The 17,204-nt window shown below is 68.1% G+C and carries 17 protein-coding genes; 8 read left to right on the forward strand and 9 right to left on the reverse strand.

The annotated features are described in order from the left end of the window. The first annotated feature begins 29 nt into the window (after positions 1-29). The 4 genes from D0B54_RS19115 (at position 30) to D0B54_RS19130 (ending at position 3,840) form a co-directional block, all read left to right on the forward strand. Complete coding sequence (locus tag D0B54_RS19115; protein WP_117293178.1) at positions 30-1,166, forward strand: acyl-CoA dehydrogenase family protein; 1,137 nt, start codon at positions 30-32, stop codon at positions 1,164-1,166. Continuing rightward, on the forward strand, positions 1,166-2,077 hold the full coding sequence (locus tag D0B54_RS19120; protein WP_117293180.1) for an acyl-CoA dehydrogenase family protein: 912 nt from the start codon (positions 1,166-1,168) through the stop codon (positions 2,075-2,077). Before D0B54_RS19115 ends, D0B54_RS19120 begins: the two co-directional genes overlap by 1 nt. A 6-nt stretch (positions 2,078-2,083) precedes the next feature. Next, positions 2,084-2,527 (forward strand): PaaI family thioesterase, encoded by a 444-nt coding sequence (locus D0B54_RS19125; protein WP_117293182.1) that lies wholly within the window; start codon positions 2,084-2,086, stop codon positions 2,525-2,527. 101 nt (positions 2,528-2,628) lie between these two features. Next, positions 2,629-3,840, forward strand: a complete 1,212-nt coding sequence (locus tag D0B54_RS19130; protein ID WP_117293184.1) for an MFS transporter — start codon at positions 2,629-2,631, stop codon at positions 3,838-3,840. A gap of 64 nt (positions 3,841-3,904) precedes the next feature. Here D0B54_RS19130 and D0B54_RS19135 read toward each other — a convergent pair whose 3' ends face one another. Both D0B54_RS19135 and D0B54_RS19140 read right to left on the reverse strand, forming a co-directional pair. Further along, the gene (locus tag D0B54_RS19135) at positions 3,905-4,618 is read right to left on the reverse strand and encodes a DUF2889 domain-containing protein (RefSeq protein ID WP_117293186.1); all 714 of its coding nucleotides are present in this window, start codon (positions 4,616-4,618) and stop codon (positions 3,905-3,907) included. An 82-nt stretch (positions 4,619-4,700) separates the two neighbouring features. Continuing rightward, complete coding sequence (locus D0B54_RS19140; RefSeq protein ID WP_117293188.1) at positions 4,701-5,957, reverse strand: cytochrome P450; 1,257 nt, start codon at positions 5,955-5,957, stop codon at positions 4,701-4,703. A gap of 371 nt (positions 5,958-6,328) precedes the next feature. Between D0B54_RS19140 and D0B54_RS19145 the strand changes: the two genes are divergently transcribed. Both D0B54_RS19145 and D0B54_RS19150 read left to right on the forward strand, forming a co-directional pair. After that, positions 6,329-7,093 (forward strand): hypothetical protein, encoded by a 765-nt coding sequence (locus D0B54_RS19145; protein ID WP_117293190.1) that lies wholly within the window; start codon positions 6,329-6,331, stop codon positions 7,091-7,093. Positions 7,094-7,096: 3 nt separating this feature from the next. Then, complete coding sequence (locus D0B54_RS19150) at positions 7,097-7,852, forward strand: SDR family oxidoreductase (RefSeq protein WP_117293192.1); 756 nt, start codon at positions 7,097-7,099, stop codon at positions 7,850-7,852. 25 nt (positions 7,853-7,877) lie between these two features. Here the strand turns inward: D0B54_RS19150 and D0B54_RS19155 are convergent, their stop codons facing one another. The 6 genes from D0B54_RS19155 to D0B54_RS19180 are packed head-to-tail and all read right to left on the reverse strand — an operon-like array spanning position 7,878 to position 14,546. Continuing rightward, complete coding sequence (locus D0B54_RS19155) at positions 7,878-8,690, reverse strand: enoyl-CoA hydratase/isomerase family protein (protein ID WP_117293194.1); 813 nt, start codon at positions 8,688-8,690, stop codon at positions 7,878-7,880. Between the two features lie 13 nt (positions 8,691-8,703). Beyond that, positions 8,704-10,902, reverse strand: coding sequence for an acyl-CoA dehydrogenase (locus tag D0B54_RS19160; protein ID WP_117293196.1), 2,199 nt, complete (start codon positions 10,900-10,902; stop codon positions 8,704-8,706). Then, a complete protein-coding gene (locus D0B54_RS19165) occupies positions 10,899-12,308 on the reverse strand; it encodes an aromatic ring-hydroxylating oxygenase subunit alpha (RefSeq protein ID WP_117293198.1) in 1,410 nt (469 codons plus the stop codon). The genes D0B54_RS19160 and D0B54_RS19165 overlap by 4 nt, the downstream gene beginning before the upstream one ends. Further along, positions 12,305-12,535 (reverse strand): biotin/lipoyl-containing protein, encoded by a 231-nt coding sequence (locus D0B54_RS19170; RefSeq protein ID WP_117293200.1) that lies wholly within the window; start codon positions 12,533-12,535, stop codon positions 12,305-12,307. The genes D0B54_RS19165 and D0B54_RS19170 overlap by 4 nt, the downstream gene beginning before the upstream one ends. Continuing rightward, on the reverse strand, positions 12,532-13,554 hold the full coding sequence (locus tag D0B54_RS19175; RefSeq protein WP_117293202.1) for an alpha-ketoacid dehydrogenase subunit beta: 1,023 nt from the start codon (positions 13,552-13,554) through the stop codon (positions 12,532-12,534). The genes D0B54_RS19170 and D0B54_RS19175 overlap by 4 nt, the downstream gene beginning before the upstream one ends. After that, complete coding sequence (locus D0B54_RS19180; RefSeq protein WP_117293204.1) at positions 13,551-14,546, reverse strand: thiamine pyrophosphate-dependent dehydrogenase E1 component subunit alpha; 996 nt, start codon at positions 14,544-14,546, stop codon at positions 13,551-13,553. Before D0B54_RS19180 ends, D0B54_RS19175 begins: the two co-directional genes overlap by 4 nt. 325 nt (positions 14,547-14,871) lie before the next feature. Between D0B54_RS19180 and D0B54_RS19185 the strand changes: the two genes are divergently transcribed. Then, on the forward strand, positions 14,872-15,516 hold the full coding sequence (locus D0B54_RS19185; RefSeq protein ID WP_117293206.1) for a TetR/AcrR family transcriptional regulator: 645 nt from the start codon (positions 14,872-14,874) through the stop codon (positions 15,514-15,516). 52 nt (positions 15,517-15,568) lie between these two features. Here D0B54_RS19185 and D0B54_RS19190 read toward each other — a convergent pair whose 3' ends face one another. Then, positions 15,569-15,889, reverse strand: coding sequence for a 2Fe-2S iron-sulfur cluster-binding protein (locus tag D0B54_RS19190; protein ID WP_117293208.1), 321 nt, complete (start codon positions 15,887-15,889; stop codon positions 15,569-15,571). Between the two features lie 216 nt (positions 15,890-16,105). Here D0B54_RS19190 and D0B54_RS19195 point away from each other — a divergent pair, with 216 nt between their 5' ends. Then, complete coding sequence (locus D0B54_RS19195) at positions 16,106-17,197, forward strand: XdhC family protein (protein WP_162932572.1); 1,092 nt, start codon at positions 16,106-16,108, stop codon at positions 17,195-17,197. The last annotated feature ends 7 nt before the right edge of the window (positions 17,198-17,204 follow it).

Genomic DNA, 17,204 nt, shown 5'->3' on the forward strand with positions numbered 1-17,204 from the left:
CGGCGTCCTTCGAGCGGGGATCGAAACTGATGGACTTCAACTGGGACCCTGAACAAAGGGCATTCCGCGCAACGGTGCGCGACTTCCTCGCGGCCCACCTTCCCGCGGACTGGGAGGACCTGGCCCACGGGCCGGGCTCCGAGGCGCAGAGCCGCTTCTCCACGAAGTTCTGCGCGGAGCTGGCCAAGGCCGGCCTGCTGGTGCCGCACTGGCCGAAGCGCTGGGGCGGACGCGAGGCGGACCCCTGGACCTCGTTCATCCTCGCCGAGGAGATGTGGGCCGCGGGCGAACCGCGCGGCGGCCAGTACATGAACGTGAACTGGATCGGGCCGACGCTGATGCGTTTCGGCACCGAGGCGCAGCAGGAACGCTACATCCCGCCGATGGCGCGGGGCGAGACGATCTGGTGCCAGGGCTTCTCCGAGCCCGAGGCCGGCTCCGACCTGGCCTCGCTGCGCACGCGCGCGGAGAAGGACGGCGATCACTACATCATCAACGGCCAGAAGATCTGGACGTCCTACGCCGGCCACGCCGACACCTGCTTCCTGCTGGCGCGCACCTCGCCCGGCAAGACGGGCCTGTCGGTGTTCCTGCTGCCGATGGACACGCCGGGCATCACGGTGCGCCAGATTCCCAGCGTGATCGGCGAAGGCGACATCCACGAGGTGTTCTTCGACGACGTGCGCCTGCCCGCCAGCGCCCTGCTGGGCACCGAGGGCCAGGCCTGGGAGATCGCGCGCACTTCGCTGTCGCTGGAGCGCGTGGGCATTCCGCGCTTCGCGCTGGCATCCAAGATGCTGCGCCGCGCGGTGTCGAAGCTGCAGAAGGCCGGCCGCTTCGGCGGCGGGGCCGTCGAGCAGGCGGCACGCGCACAGGCCGCCTGCGAGGCGGCGAGGCTTTACAGCTACCAGATCGTCGACCAGCGCCGCCACGGCGCGCCCACGGGCCCGGAAGCCAGCGCCGCGCGCTACGCCACGGTGATGGCGGAACGGCTGGTGGGCGAGTTCGTGGTGGAGCAGGTCCCCGAGGCCCTGGCGGGCGGCGACCCGTTGCTACTGGCCCATCACCAGCGCGCCATCGTTGCCGGCATCGCCTCCGGCGCGGCCGAGATCCAGCTCAACCTCATTGCCACCGAACTGCTGCGCCTGCCGCGGGAGCCCCGCTGATGGACTTCACGCTGACAAGCGACCAGTCTGCCCTGGTCAGTGCGCTGGACCGCATGGCCACGCAGTTCGAGAGCAAGCCGACCGATTTCCATGGCTTCGCGCTGGTGGGCGCGGCGCTGGAGCGGGAGCTCGAGGAAGGCGGCTACTTCGACATCGCCGCGGTACCGGAACTGGGGCCGCTGAGCGCAGCGATGGCGGTGGAACGCCTCGCCTGGCTGCCCTGTACCGCGGAGATCGCGCTGTCGATGCTGGTACGGCCGCAGCTGCCCGGCGACTGGCCGCGCTCGCTCGCGGTGGTGGAGAACGGCCGGCCGGGCCGTTTCGTCGCGACGGCGAAGACCCTGATCATCATCGACGGCGACAGCATCGGCCTCGCGCTGGCCAAGGCCGGCACGGTGGAGCCGGTGGAGTCGCTGTTCGCCTACCCGATGGGCCGGCTCACGGGGCAGCTCGACGTGACCCCGCTACCCGCCAGCGATGCGGCGAACCTGCGCAAGTGGCTGCGCGTGGCGCTGGCGGCGGAGACCAGCGGCCTGCTGCAGGCCGCCATCGCCTCGACGGTGGAACACCTGAGCGTGCGCAAGCAGTTCGGGCGTCCGCTGGGCAGCTTCCAGGCCCTGCGGCATCGCCTGGCCGAATGCGCGGTGCTCGCCGGCGGCGTGCGCTGGCTGGCGCTGAAGGCGGCCGCGACGGCCGACGACGGCGATGCGGCGCTGGCGGCCCTGCACGCGCAGGACAGCGCCACCCGCGTGATCTACGACCTGCACCAGATGCTCGGCGCGATGGGCATGACGCTGGAGCACCCGCTGCACCTGTGGACCTACCGCATGAAGGCCCTGCTCTCGGAGCTGGGCGGGCGCGGCGGCCAGGCCGGCGCGGTCGCGCGGCACTGCTTCGACACGGCAGCCTGAGCCGCCATGCAGAACGTCGAGGCCATGGACGCCGAAACGCTGCTGGCCGCAGGCTGGAAGCGCCTGGATGCCGGCGGCTTCACCGGCACGCTCAGCCCGCTCTGGCTGTACGGCACCGACCCGGAGCGCACGCTCGGCTTCATCGTCGACGAGCGGCACAGCAACAATCACCAGGGCTCCCTGCACGGCGGCGCGCTGATGACCTTCGCCGACATCGCGCTGGGTTACCGGGCGGCGCGGGCGACCGGCCACAGCTCCCTGGTCACCGCCCAGCTGCAGATCCAGTTCGTCGCCAGCGCCAAGGTCGGCAACTTCGTCAGCTGCCGGCCGGAACTGATCCGCAGCAGCTCGCAGCTGGCCTTCGTGCGCGGCCTGATCTGCGTGGGGAACAAGACTGTCGGCAGCGCCGACGGCATCTGGAAAGTACTGGAGCAGAAACCGAAGCCGTAGGCGCGTACGGCAGCGGAGCCGTTTCGCAGCTTTCGAGCAACCCGAGGTCTTCGTCGAGGAGTTGCGCAAATGCTTCCGCCTGATCCGCCGAGAGAATTGCGATGAGCTATGTGACGGAACTGCGCGTCAACTGGCGCGCGCTGGCCGCCAGCACGATCGGCCATGGCGCGGGGCTGGCGGCCAGTGCCTACATCATCGGCAGCTTCGCACCGCATCTGCTCAAGGAGTTCGGCTGGTCCAAGTCCGACTTCGCGCTGCTGGGCACGGCCACGCTGCTGACCCTGGTCTGCCTGCCGCTGATCGGGCGGCTGACGGATCTGTTCGGCGTGCGCCGCGTGGCACTGATTGGCGTGCTGTTCCTGCCGCTGTCCTACCTGGCGCTCAGCGTCTTCAACGGCGAGCTGCGGGTGTTCATCGCGATCACGATGCTGCAGGTGGTGCTGGGCACCACCACCACTTCGACGGTCTACAGCCGCCTGGTGGCGGAGCGCTTCCTGCAGGCGCGCGGCCTGGGCCTGGCGATCATGGCCAGCGGACCGGCGATCGTCGGCGCCATCGGCGCACCGCTGCTCAGCGACTACATCGACGAGAACGGCTGGCGCGCGGCCTACCGGGTGCTGGCGGTGTTCAGCGCCTGCTTCGGCCTGCTGGCGCTGCTGATGATCCCGGCACAGAGCCAGCCTCCCCCCGAGGCCCGCCGCGAGCGCCGTGCCGGGCGCGACTACCCCGCGATCCTGCGCAGCCCGGCGTTCTGGGTGATCGCCGGCGGCATCTTCCTGTGCAACATCCCGCAGCCGCTGCATGGCCTGCAGCTGAAGATGATGCTGCTGGAGAACGGCGCCAATGCCGCGGCGGCATCGATGATGATCTCGCTCTACGCCACTGGCGTGATCATCGGCCGCTTCGTTTGCGGGCTGGCACTGGACCGCCTGCCGGCGCATGCGGTGGCCGCGGTCGGCATGGGCCTGCCCGCCATCGGCATGTTCCTGATCGCCTCGTCGCTGAATGTGCAGTGGGCGCTGGTCAGCGCCGTGCTGCTGATGGGCCTGTCGCAGGGTGCCGAGGGCGATATCGCCGGCTACCTGGTGCTGCGCCATTTCGGCGTCGGCATCTACAGCAGCGTGCTGGGCCTGGTGATCGCGGCACTGGGCATCGCTTCCGCCCTGGGCGCGGTGCTGCTGAGCGTGACGCTCAAACTCACCGACGGCTATGACCTGTTTCTGTGGACCACCGCGATCGGCGTGCTGGCCGGCAGCGCCCTGTTCATGCTGCTGGGACGCGCGGCGATCGGCGGCCGCCCGATAGTGGAATGAGCGGCGTGCGCACAAGGACGGATACAGACTCGGGCGTGCGCGTCATGGTGTCGGCCGGGTGCCGTCAGCGCGGCGGGTCGAGCGGTTGCGCCGTACCGGCGCTGAAGTCGCGGATCACGCCGACGCGACGGGCTTCGACCGCCTTTGCGGGCTGGAAGGTATAGCAGTTGGGCGGCATGCGGCTGGCGTCGGACTGCCGCTCCATCGGGATCGTGCGCCCGTGCGCCAGCAGCGCACCCCAGCGCAGCAGGCGGATCGCTTCCTTCTGACTGGCAACCAGGCCCGCGGTGCCGGGGCGCAGCTGCTCGGGCGTCAGGCCCGCCAGTTCTGCCGGCTCAACGATCTTTCCGCCAGCCTCGGTCCAGGCGAGCATGGCGCGGCCATTGAGGCGCAGCTCCACGCGGCGGCGCCCTTCGACGGGGTCTGATACCAGGATGTCGTAGACCAGCGCCGCTGCATCGGCGGCGTGCGCGGCGGCCAGCAGCGCGAGGTCATGCAGGTGAGTGCAGTTGGACGGCTTGTCGCCGCGCGCCGCGAAGGCATCCAGCGCGATTCCCGTGAAGGTCTGGCGGACCTGCTCCACCGCTCCCGGGCAGGTGGTCCAGGGCGCGCGCTGCATCACCGCCTCGATGTCCGTCGCCATCGTTCCATCGTGACGGACGGTGACGCGCATGCAGTGGTAGTCGTCTTCCAGTTCGCTGCAGACCTGGCCGGCGGCGGGTGTGATGCGGATGCGCCGCCGGAACCCCGGCAGGCCATCGACCCCTGGCGGGTTCATGCCGACCCCGCCGCCGCCCTTCCCCTTCGGGAAAGGCGGCGGTCGGCGTCTGCCCCCGGCATGGCGCAGGGGGCTCGCACGATCATGCGGCCCAGCTCAGCCAGAGCGATTCGGGACCCACGACGTGGCCGCCGTGGTAGGCGACCGGCTTGGCCGGATCGAGCTTGAACGCGGGCAGGCGTGCCAGCAGCTCTTCGTAGATCACCTGCAGCTCGAGGCGCGCCAGATGCGAGCCGAGGCAGCGGTGCGGCCCCATGCCGAAGGCCACATGCACGGTTTCGCGGTTGAGGTCGTACTTGCCGGCTTCCGGGTACTCGGCGGAATCGAGGTCGGCGGCAGGCAGGAACAGCATGGCACGCTCGCCCGACTTCATGTCCACGCCCTGGAAGTTCATGTCCTTGGCGACGCGGCGGATCGGCACGGTGAAGGTGTAGCGGCGCAGCAGTTCCTCGGCGGCCTTCGGAATCAGTTCCGGGCTCTGCCGCAGCTTCGCCTGCAGCTCGGCGTCCCTGGCCAGGTGCAGCACGCCCAGGCCGATGCCGTTGACCACCGTGTCGAGGCCGGCGGTGAACAGGACGACGCAGTAGTTCTCCATGTCTTCCAGCGTCGTCGGCTTGCCGCCGATATCGGCCTGCCAGAGCATGCTGATGAGGTCGTCCCTGGGGTTTTCCTTACGCTCCAGCACGGTCTCGCGCATGATCGAGGTGAGCTTGAGCATGCGCCGGACGATGGCGCGCGGATCGGGATTCTTGATCCCTTCCATGTGCTCCTTCACCAGCACACGGTATTCCTGCTGGCGCTCCAGCGGCAGGCCGAACATCTTCAGGAACACCTGCACCGGCAGCGGCTCGGCCACCTCCGTCAGGAAGTCGGCGCCGCCCTTGGCCTTGATCTTCTCGATCAGGTCCACGGCGAGATCGCGGATGCTGTCCTTGAGGGCCAGCATCGCCTTGGGCGAGAAGGCGCGCTGCAGCGGCATGCGGTAGGCGGTGTGCGCCGGCGGATCGATGGTGATCGGCAGCGGCTGCGGGATGTGCGGGGAGCCCGGCGGCAGCTGCGCCATCATCGCCTTGAACTGCGCCTGCGGCACGATCTCGCTGGAGAAGCTTTCGGTGTCGCGCGAGGCATTGAAGTTCGCCGAGTGGCTCAGCAGCATCCAGTGGCCGCCGTTGCGCGGCGTCCAGAAGATCGGCGGCGCGTTCTTCAGCAGGTCCAGGATGCGCGCATGCGGATCGGCGACGTAGGCCGGGTCGGCGAACATGTCGAAGTCGTACATCACCGCGTCGGTGATGTGCGCAGGCCTGGGGGCTGCGGGGCTCAGGTTGGGGGCATTGCTCATGTGACACTCCGCGAAGGAATACTGCGTTCTGGATCAGGGGATTCGGAGACGCTCAGGCCGGGGCGGTCCGGGGCATGCCGGCCCGGTCTCGCCGCAAGGCGATCTTTTCGATCTGGATTTTCATGCTCTCCTCGCCTGGCACGCGCCACGCGCACCGGTCCCCGGTTTATCGCACAAAGCTGAATTTCACACAACAGTGGTGTTTATTAAAGCACCAGCCATTTCAGCCAGACACTTGACCTTATAGTCACCGTTGTTGATTATAATAGGAAGCCGCCAGGCCTGCATCGCAGCCCGCGGCGGGCACCGGGCAGGACAACCATCAGCCCGCCGGCAGCGGGCACCTCGGGGAGGCGCAAGCGCGCGATTTCATGGCCCTTTACACCAGCATTCACCTGCACAACGTGCCCGCGGGCCGCGAGGCGGGGTACGCCGCCTGGTTCGACGGCCCGCACCGCGAGGCCCTGGCGCGCCTGCGGGGCTTCATCACGACGGACCGCTACGAGGTGACGCCGGAGCAGATCATGCCGGACATCCCGCAGCCCTGGCGCTACCTCAGCGTCTACGACTTCGACCTGCCCCGCCCGGAAATCGACCTGCCCGCCCTCGGCCCGCTGCTGGCCGAAGCCCGCGACGCCGGCCTGGTGGCGGACGACGAAACCGAGAAGATTTACAGCTACCGTCTCTTCAGCGACTGGAAGTACAGCCCCAACTGGCGCCCGTCGGAACCGCTGTCGGGCGTGAGCATCATCCTGGCCAACTACGTCCCCGGACGCCGGCAGGAATACCAGACCTGGTACGAGGACGTGCACAGCGTCGAGGTGATCAACGTGCCGGGCCACGTGGCGATGAAGCGCGGCGAGCTGTCGCCCATCCAGATCGAACCGCGCCACTACTGCCCCGGCGACCAGCTGGTGCTCTGCGCCCAGCAGACCGACGACCTGCTCTTCACCCTCAAGGATTTCAGCGCGCGCGCCGGCGGCCGGAGCCCCAGCGGCATCGCCATGCAGCCGCGCTCGGCCTCGGGCTCGGTGGCGCGCACGGTCCACTACTTCCGCAAGGTCAGCGGCACGCGCTTCTGGCCGGGCGGCATCGCCTACGGCGGCGACCTGTCCGTCTACCCCGGGAAGGGCTGAGCCATGTCCAAGCTCATCGTGATCACCGGCGCCGGCGTCGGCCTGGGCCGCGCGCTGGCGCGGCGCTTCGTGGCCGACGGCGACAGCGTCGTGCTGCTGGGCCGCACAGCGGCGAAGGTCGAGGCCGTGGCCGCCGAGCTCGGCGCGCGCGCCATGGCGGTCGCCTGCGACGTGGCCTCGCCGGAGTCGGTGAAGGCCGCTTTCGCCGCGATCGCCGGGCGCCATCCGCGCATCGACGTGCTGATCAACAACGCGGCGGTGTTCGAGCCCTTCCTGATCGCCGAGGCCAGCGACGAGCAGATCATGCAGACGGTGACCACCAACCTGGCCGGGCCGATGCTCTGCGCCCGCTCGGCGATACCGCTGATGGGCCGCGGCAGCCACATCATCAACATCAGCAGCGAATCGGTGGGCATGCGCTTCCCTCACCTGGTGGCCTACCAGTGCTCCAAGGCCGGGCTCGAGCGTTTCTCCGAAGGCCTGCACCACGAACTCGAAGCCGACGGCATCCGCGTCACCAACGTGCGCGCCGGGCAGATGTTCGAGGAGGGCAAGACCTGGGACGTATCGCCGGAGGCGCGCATGCGCTTCGGCAAGGCGGCGATGGAAGCCGGGCTGAACCTGCGCGAGCGTCCGATCTCGCAGTTCACCTCGGTGACCCATGCCTTCCGCTCGCTGATCGACCTGCCGCCCGACCTGCACGCGATCAGCATCTCGCTCGGTGCCCGCAGGCCCGGAGACGCAACACCGGCCGCCTGAGGCGGCTCCAGCGCGACGACTGCCCTCAGTCGCCGCTCTTCTTGCCGCCGATACCCTGGATGTAGCGCTTCATTCCCTCGATGTAGGCGGGGTTCAGCATCAGCGCACTGTTGGCCATGCGCTCGACATTGCGCGCCTGCGCCAGGCCGACGTCATGCGCCAGTTCGATGGCGAGCTTGGCCATGCCCATCTGCTCGCCGTTCTGCTCGGCCAGGTGGCGGCAGAAGCGCATCGTGTCCTCGCCGAAGCTTTCGTCCGGGAAGACCTCGTGGACCAAGCCCATGATCAGCGCGCGGTCGGCATCGACCGGCAGGTTGGCCATGATCAGGTAACGCGTCCAGTGCGTGCCGATCATGCGCGACAGGCGGCTGACGCCATTGGAAGCGGGAATGACGCCGAACTTGCCCTCGGGGAAGGCATAGCGCGCACTCTTGGCGGCCAGGCGGAAATCGCAGGACAGCGACAGCTCCAGGCCGCCGCCCATGCACATGGCGTGATGCGCGACGACGATCGGCTTCTCGATCGCCTCCATCTCGTCGTAGATGCGGTGCATGCCGTGCAGCTTCAGGCGATGGCTCTCGCGGATCGACGAGGCCGAGGGAGCCGCCTGGACGCGCGGCTCGCTGCCGCCGCGCAGGTCCGCGCCGGAGCAGAAATAGCGGCCGGTCGCGCGGATCAGCATGACCTTGAGTTCCGGCGTATCGCGGAAGCGATGCAGGCCCTGCTCGAACAGCGCCATCAGTTCGCCGGTGAGGGCATTGAGCTTGTCGGGGCGATTGAGCGTGACGACCAGGATCGCGCCGTCGTCCTCGGTCAGCAGATGCGGGGCTTCTGACACTGTTTTTCTCTCCTCAGGCGCGCGTGCGCGGCATCCCCAGCGCACGCTCGGCAATCATGCTGCGGTGGACTTCGCTGGTGCCACCGTAAATCGTCGTACCCTGCGCATGACGATAGCACTGATTCAGCAGGCCGGCCGCACCGGCGCGCTTGGACAGCGAGTACGGCGCCGTGAGGTCGAGCAGGTCGCGGGCGTCGGTCAGGAATTTCTCCGAGGAGAACAGCTTGGCCATCGGCCCGTAGGCCAGGTTCGGCTTCTTCTCCGCGATGGTCCACTGCGCGCGGAAGGCCAGCATGTCCGACACCCAGAGGTGGGCCTTGCTGCGGGCCAAGCGGGCCTGGGCGGAGCGGTCCTCCAGCAGCGGCCTGCCCTCTTCCTGTATCTCGCGGCACAGATCTTCAGCGGCCTTGAGCATCGCGCGCATCACCTTGGAGAAACCGCCGCCATGCTCGAGTTCCAGGCTCGCGCTCATGGTGCGCACGCCGCCATCGACATCGCCCAGACGGTAGCTGTCGGGGATGCGCACGCCGTCGTAGAAGGTGATGTTGGTGCGCTCGTCCTGGAAGGTGTAGACCGGCTGGATGGTCACGCCATCGGCCTTCAGCGGGACGATGAACATGGTCAGGCCCTTGTGCTTGGCCACCTCGGTATTGGTGCGGCAGAGCATCAGCACGTAGCTGGCCAGGTTCGCGCCGCTGGTGAACATCTTGGTGCCGTCGATGCGCCAGCCGTCGCCATCGGGTGTCGCGCGGCATTGAGCCGCGAACACGTCGGAGCCGGAGCCGGGCTCGGAATAGCCCAGGCTGCAGATCACCTCGCCCGACATGACCTTGCTCAGCACGTCGCGCTTGAGTTCGTCGCTGCCGAAGCGATACATGATCAGCGACACCATCTGAGCCACGTTCGCCGCCGGGTTGTTGTAGCCCTGGTGCTCGAAGGCATCCATGGCCGCGATCTTGGCGTAGGGCGACAGGCCGCGCCCCCCCATCTCACGCTTCAGGCCCGGGAACAGCAGGTTGGCCTCGGCGAGCTTGCGGTTGATCTCGGGGTTGTAGCCTTCCCAGCTGTAGTGGAACTTCTCGCGCATCGCCGGGGTGACGTGCTTGTCGAAGAACGCGTCGATCTCCGCGGTGATGGCGCGGGCATCGTCACCCAGGTCGAAGTCGATGGGGCAGTCACCGGCCTCCGGCAGGGCCGCCTTCTCGCCCGCGTAGAGGCGCCGTCCGGCTTCCTCGAGCAGGCGCTGCGGGTCACCCAGCACCAGCGGCCAGGCCTTGGCGCGCAGGTTGAACAGGAAGATGTCGTACTCGGTGGTGAGGCCGTAGCCGCCGAAGGTGTGCAGGGCCTGCGCAACGGCGCGGGCCGCGGCCTGCGTGTTCCACCAGGCGGCGATGGAAACCCCGGCGGCCGCTTCCGCGCTGCCATCGGCGATGTCGCGGATGGCGCGCCAGACCAGGAACTTGCCGCCGTCCACCTCGCAGAGCAGGTCGGCGAGCGGATGCGAGATCGCCTGGAACTGGCCGATGAACTGCCCGAACTGCTTGCGCTCGCTGGCATAGGCCGCGGCCAGCCGCAGCGATTCGCGCCCGAGCCCGGCGAGGGCCGCCGCAATCAGCAGCTTCCATTCCTCCTGGGCCTGCGCCAAAGCCCTGAGCGCCTCGGTGCCGTGCGCCAGCGTGCTGCGCGGCAATGCCGCCAGGCGCAGTTCGGCGATGGCGGTCGAGGCCAGGTTCTCCTCGGCCTGCGCCGCGCCGGCGGCATTGACCAGCACGATCTCGTCGCCATGGCGGGCGATCACCGCGACCGCCACATTGCCGCCGGCCACCCATTGCAGCGGTCGGCTCGCGATGTCGTGGAAGGCGATGCCGACCACCGCGGCGCCGCTCATGACACGCTCCAGCAGTTCCGCTTGCCCGCCCAGCAGCGCCAGCAGACGCGCGGCGACCAGCGTTTCGGCAACCGGACCGGAGGCCAGCGTACGTCCCGCCTCCTCCATCAGCAGCACGGCATCCAGCAGGCCCAGGCCCAGGCCACCCGCGTCCTCAGGCACGCGGATCGAGAACGCCCCGAGTTCGGCCAGGCCGCGCCACAGCGCCGCGTCGAAGCCGGAAGGCAGGGCGGCGCGGACGCGCAGCGTGCTGCTCTGCTCACTGAGAAAGCGCGAGAAGGACTCGCGCATCATCTGCTGTTCTTCGGACAACTCGAAATTCATGCGACGGATACTCCAGCGACCGGCGTGTCAACGGCGGTGCCCTTCAGATAGCGATCCAGTTCCTGGTGCATGTTGAGGATCATCTTCTCGTGCTCAACGGCCAGCCAGATCTGCTTGCAGCCGCGGGAGTGCAGACCCTTCTGCATGCGCGGGATGTTGTGGAAGTCCTGGCGCGGGATCAGCAGCACCTGCTCCGGGTCCATGATGTCGGTGATCTTCCGGACCTCGGCCCGCGGCGGTTTCACTGCGGCCGGGTAGGTCCTGGTGGAGAAGATCTCGAAGATGCAGCGGTCCGGGTCGTTCCCATCGGGCCGGATGCGGTAGATCATGGCGTTGCCGGCCTGCGGCAGGATCAAGAGGTTGGGGAAGACGAAGATCTCGCCGCCCCACATGCCCAGGATCTCGGGGACGGGCCTGGGCATGGGCCGCTGCTGCTGTGCGGCGGTGGTGTACAGGGCCTTGACGTACTCGGCGCCCAGGCTGGAGCCCTCGGGGATGGGCTTGTCCTTCAGGGAGCGGACGATCTCGACGTCTTCCTTCAGGACCATGGCGTCCATGCCTTCGACCAGGAGATTCAGGCGGGCGGCCATCATTTCGATGGGGTCGCCGGCCTGGCGGACGTGGCCCTGCATGGGGGTCTTCTTGCCGGCAAAGAAGCGGCCGTGGCCGTGGGGGTATTTCTCGGTGTGGACGTTGCGGTGGGCGAAGTGGGCTTCGGCTTCGGCGCTGGGAGTGCCGTTCATGACGATGTCGGCGGAGTCCGGTTCCAGCTGGGGGTGGGTGGCCGGGACGTGGTAGCCCTCGAAGAAGGCTTCCTGGGCGACTTTCCAGTTGGCGGCGACCGGCAGGGCTTTCCACCAGTAGTGGTGCATCTGGCCGATGGCCAGGCCTTCGATGAGCTCCCGGACCGGGGCGATGAAGTCGTCGAAGGGCTGGGGGTTGCGGTCGAAGTTGATGAAGACGAAGCCGGCGAAGACGACGTGGTGGACTGCACGCAGGGCGACGTCGCTGTCCTGCAGCTGGCCGCCGCGGAATTCGCCCCGTTCCAGGACGTATTCGTTCTGGCCCTGCAAGTTCCAGCGCCAGCCGTGGAAGGGGCAGATGATCTTGCAGTGGGGGAAGTGGCCGTTGCCGCCGCCGGACAGGGCGGTGCCGCGGTGCGGGCAGACGTTGTGGTAGGTCTTGACGCTGCCGTCTTCGGCGCGCACGACGATGACGGACTGGTCGCCAATGTCGTAGGTGGCGTAGTCGCCCACTTCGGGGATTTCGTCCAGGCGCGCGGCGGCCTGCCAGACAGTGCTCCAGAGCTTGTCGTATTCCAGACGCGCGAACGCAGGGTCGGTGTAGCGCCCGCTGCGGATGCCGTGGTCAAGGACGCGCCAGCTTTCGGGCCAGGCGCTGCTCACAGGATCTCCGCGATCAATGCCCCGATGGGATAGACCTCACCGGTAGCCGCATGGACCTTGAGCATGCCCGAGGCCGGCGCCTCGACCTCCTGCACCGACTTGTCCAGCTCCAGGGTGTAGAGCGGCTTGCCCGCCTCCACCTGGCCGCCGTCGGGCACCAGCCATTCGGTCAAGGTGCCTTCCTGGGCGGAGAACCCGATCTGCGGGATGCGGACTTCGGTGCTCATCGGCGGCCCTTCCCGTTCAGGGTCTGGCGGATCGAAGCCTCGATCGCGCTGGGTTTGTAGAGGTATTCCTGCTCCAGCACCTTGGCGAAGGGCACGGTGACGTCGCGCGAGGCCACGCGCAGCACCGGGGCCTTGAGTTCGCTGTACAGGTGCTCCTGGATGCGGGCGGCGACTTCGGCACCGGCGCCGAAGCTGCGGGGAGCTTCGTGGACCACGACCGCTCTTTGGGTCTTGGCCACCGATTTGAGGATGCTGTCGGTGTCCAGCGGCGAGACGGTGCGCAGGTCCAGGACTTCGACGGAGATGCCTTCGGCGGCGAGCTTCTCTGCGATGACCAGGGTGTCGCGCAGGGGGCGGCCGTAGCCGATGACGGTGACATCCGTTCCCTCTCTTGCGACGTTGGCCTGGCCCAAGGGGATGATCTTGCCCTTCTCCGGCTCGGGACCGGTCTGGGTGCGGGTCATGGCGTCTTCGATGAACAGGCAGGGATCCTCGTCGAAGATGCAGCCCAGCAGCAGGCCGTAGGCGTCCGCGGGGCTGGAGGGGATGACGACCTTCATGCCGGCGACGTGGGCGAACCAGGCTTCCAGCATGTCGGAGTGCTGGCCGGCGGTGCCGGCCCCGGCGCCGGTACGGGTGCGGATGGTGATCGGGACGTGGGTCTGGCCGCCGGACATGAAGCGCAGCTTGGCGGCGTGGTTGACGATCTGGTCCATCGGTACGGTGATGAAGTTCATCAGCATGATCTCGGCCACGGGACGCAGGCCGGCCAGGGCGGCGCCGACGGCGGCGCCGACGATGGCCTGTTCGGAGATCGGGGTGGTGCGGACTCTGGATCCAAACTTGGTGGACAGGCCCTTGGTGACCTTGAACACGCCGCCGCCCTCTTCGTCGGCGATGTCTTCGCCCAGCATGATGACGCGGGGGTCCATCTCCATGGCGTCATGCAGGGCGCGGGAGTAGGCCTCGGTGAAGCTGATGGTTTTCGTGGCGGTGGTGGCGGCAGTGGGGGCGTTCATGCCGGGGCTCCCGTGGGGTCTGCGTAGATGTCGCGGTTGATTTCGTCGAGGTCCGGCACGGGGCTGTCGAGGGCGAACTGCAGGGCGTCGTCGATGTCGGCTTCGATCTGCTTTTTCAGGTCTTCCAGCTCGGCTTCGCTGATGCCGCTGGCCAGGACGGCGGCGCGGGTGGCGGGCATGGGGTCCTTGGCCAGGGCGGCGTCGTATTCGGCCTTGGGGATGTAGGCGCCGGGGTCGCCGAAGTAGTGGCCCATGAAGCGGAAGGTCTTGGCTTCCAGGAGCGTGGGGCCTTCGCCGGACCTTGCGCGGGCGACGGCGGCGGCAGAGGCGGTCCACATGGCTTCTGGGTCGTTGCCGTCGACGGTGACGCCCAACATGTTGGGGCCGTAGGCGGCGGCACGATCGGAGATGCGGGCGGAGGCGGTGGCCTTGCCGTACGGGGTGCATTCGCCGTAGCCGTTGTTCTGGCACAGGAAGATCACCGGCAGTTTCCACAGGGCGGCCAGGTTGAGGGCTTCGTGGAAGGCGCCGATGTTGGAGGCGCCATCACCGAAGCAGCACAGGGTGACCCGGTCCTCGCCCTTGAGCTGGCTGGCCCAGGCCAGGCCGTTGGCGATCGGCAGGCCGCTGCCCACGACACCCGTCGTGACCATCACGCCGGAGGCGGGGTGGGTGATGTGCATGGCGCCGCCCTTGCCCTTGCAGGCGCCGGTGGCCTTGCCGTAGTACTCGGCGAACAGGGACCGTAGCGGGATCCCCTTGGCCAGCTGGTCGTGGATGCCGCGGTAGGTGGTCACCAGGTAGTCGCGGGCATTCAGGTGTACGCCCATCGCCGCCGCCAGGATCTCCTGGCCGCGCGGGGAGTAGTACACCGCCGCCAGGCGGCCCGACCGCAGAAGACCGCGGAAGCGCTCGTCCACCAGGTGGATGCGCAGGGCGAGGGTGTAGACGGCCAGCAGTGCCGCTGGAGAGAGGGATTCGGTGGTAGGCATGCGTCTCCTCAGGGCCTGTTCATCTTTGTTATTTAGACAACAATGATGTTGATTATCTACAGGCTCCCGACCGCTGTAAAGGCAAGACTGCATCTGCGGAAAACTTCGCCGCGCGCCGGGTCAAATCCACGGACCGCGCCGCGCCAAACCCGCGAAAAGGCAGGAAACCCCGCGGCGGCCGCCCGCATGGTGACGCCCTGCACTTGCCTGTAATATTTGAAAAAGGACGACAACAGGTCCGGCACCGGCTTTTTTTGCAGAAGCCGACGGCTCCTGGCACTCCCGCGCGCTGCCGACAAGCCCACGACACGCAAACAGGCTCCCGATGAGGCAACCCCCGAAAGCAGGCAAGACGACCGTCAAGAAGGCCGGCAAGGCTGCGAGCCCGCGCCGGCAGTACGACAGCCCCTTGCGGCGGCAGCAGGCCGCGGAGACCCGCGAGCGCATCATCGCCGCCGGTGCCGAGATCGCGCACCGGCTGCCGGCCTGGGACTGGAGCCAGATGACCTTCAAGGCAGTGGGAGAGCTGGCCGGCGTCAGCGAGCGCACCGTGCATCGCTACATCGCCACCGAGCGCCAGCTGCGCGACGCCGTGCTGCAGCGCCTGTTCCAAGAGTCCGGCATCAGCCTCGACGGCCTTACCCTGGGCGACTTCGCCGGCATCGCCACGCGCGCCTACCGCTACATCTCCTCGTTCACGGTCTCGCACTACCCGGTGACGGACCCGACCTTCGCCGCGATGGACCAGCACCGGCGCGCGGCACTGATCGGCGCGGTGGTGCAGTCCACCCCGGGCTGGTCGCAGGAACAGCGGGAGATCGTGGCGTCGATGCTCGACATGTTCTGGCACCCGGCGCTCAACGAGCGCCTGACCACCAGCTGGCAGTTCGACGCCGACCGCGCCAGCCAGGCGATGACCTGGATGATCGGCCTGATCAACAAGGCGATCCAGCAGGGCCACAAGCCCTGACCGGGCATGATGACCCTGGCTCGTTTGCGCTCGAGCGGGCGCGGAAACAGGCTCAGAACTGGCTGGCGGGCAGCCGCACGACCAGGCCGTCCAACTCCTGCCTGACGATGATCTGGCAGGTCAGGCGGCTGTTTTCTTCCACGTGCAGCGCGCCATCCAGCATCATGGCTTCCTCCTCGGACTGCGGCGCCAGCTTGTCCTTCCAGGCGGGATCGACATAGCCATGGCAGGTGGCGCAGGTGCAGCAGCCCCCGCAGTCGCCGACGATGCCCGGCAGCATGTTGTCGACCGCGGCCTGCATGACGCTCTTGCCCTCCTCGGCCTCGATGAGGTGCTGGGTACCGTTGTGCTGGATGAACAGAATCTTGGGCATGTGAAACTCAGGCGAATAGTCGGTTTGCGGCGAAAGCTACGGGAAGCTGACGGGAACAAGGCAATGATCCGCAGCTGCAGGCCAAAGCAAGTCCGTGGCCAGGCTGTGGCAACACATGATCTCAACCCTCATCATTGGCCGCCAGTGATGTCTGACCGGAGTATATGGCCCAATCAGTGTCTCTGTACTGACACTGATTTGTTTACCATAGGGACAATGACCCCCCACGAATTCGCCGATCTGTACTCGGGCCTGCAGCAGCTGCAGGAGAGCGGCTTTTCCGGCGGCGCGGCGCTGGCCACGCTGGTGCACACCCGTGGCCCGGTATTCCGGCGCCCGGGCGCGCGCATGCTGGTGTTCGGCGACGGCCGCGTCGTGCGCGGGCTCTCCGCGGGCTGCCCGGAAGCCGACATCATCGAACGCTCGCGCGACGTCATCGCCACCGGCCAGGCGCGGCTGCTGCGCTACGACCGCGAGCATGGCTACGACGCGCTGATGGAACTCGGCTGCGGCGGCGAGATGGAAGTGTTGCTGGAGCCGCTGCGAGCGGCCGGGCAGTTGCGCTTCGCCGAAGTGGTCACACAGTCCCTGCGGCAGCGCAGCCAGGGCCTGCTGATGACGGTTTTCAGCCAGGATGGCCAATGCCTGCCGCAGCCGCGACGCCTGGTCTGGGGCGGCAGCGTGCTGCTCGACGAACTCGACGATCCGCAACTCAGCGATACCCTGCTCTCCGGCGTCGCTCCTGAGGACAGCCTGCCCGCGACACGCCTGGAAAGGGTCGCCACGCCCGGTGGAGAGTTCCAGGTGCTGGTCGAGCGCCTGCGCCCGCCCCTGCGCCTGGTGCTGGTCGGCATCAACACCACCGCCCTGGCGCTCGCCCGGCTCGCCCGCGGCCTGGGCTGGCAGGTCTGCCTGGTGGATCATCGGGAAGACTCCGTGCTGTCCGGATTGCCTGCAGGCGTGGACCTGCTGCATGCGCAGCCGCAGAACCTCGCGCAGCAGATCGCCCCGGACACCCGCACCGCGGTCGTCGTGATGACCCACAACCTCGAGCGCGACCTCGCCTGCCTGCAGGCACTGCGCGCGGTGCGCCTGGCGTACCTGGGCGCACTGGGATCCCGCAGCCGCGCGGCGAAGATGCGCGAAGCGGCCGGTGTCACGACCGCGCCGCTGCACGCGCCCGCGGGACTCGACATCGGTTCGGAAACGCCGGAGGAAATCGCGCTGGCCATCGCCGCGGAAATCCAGGCGGCGGCTAGCGGACACGGCGGCGGTCGCCTCAGTGCCGGCGACGGTCCGATCCACTGAATCCCTG

Source organism: Solimonas sp. K1W22B-7, assembly GCF_003428335.1.
GTDB lineage: Bacteria > Pseudomonadota > Gammaproteobacteria > Nevskiales > Nevskiaceae > Solimonas_A.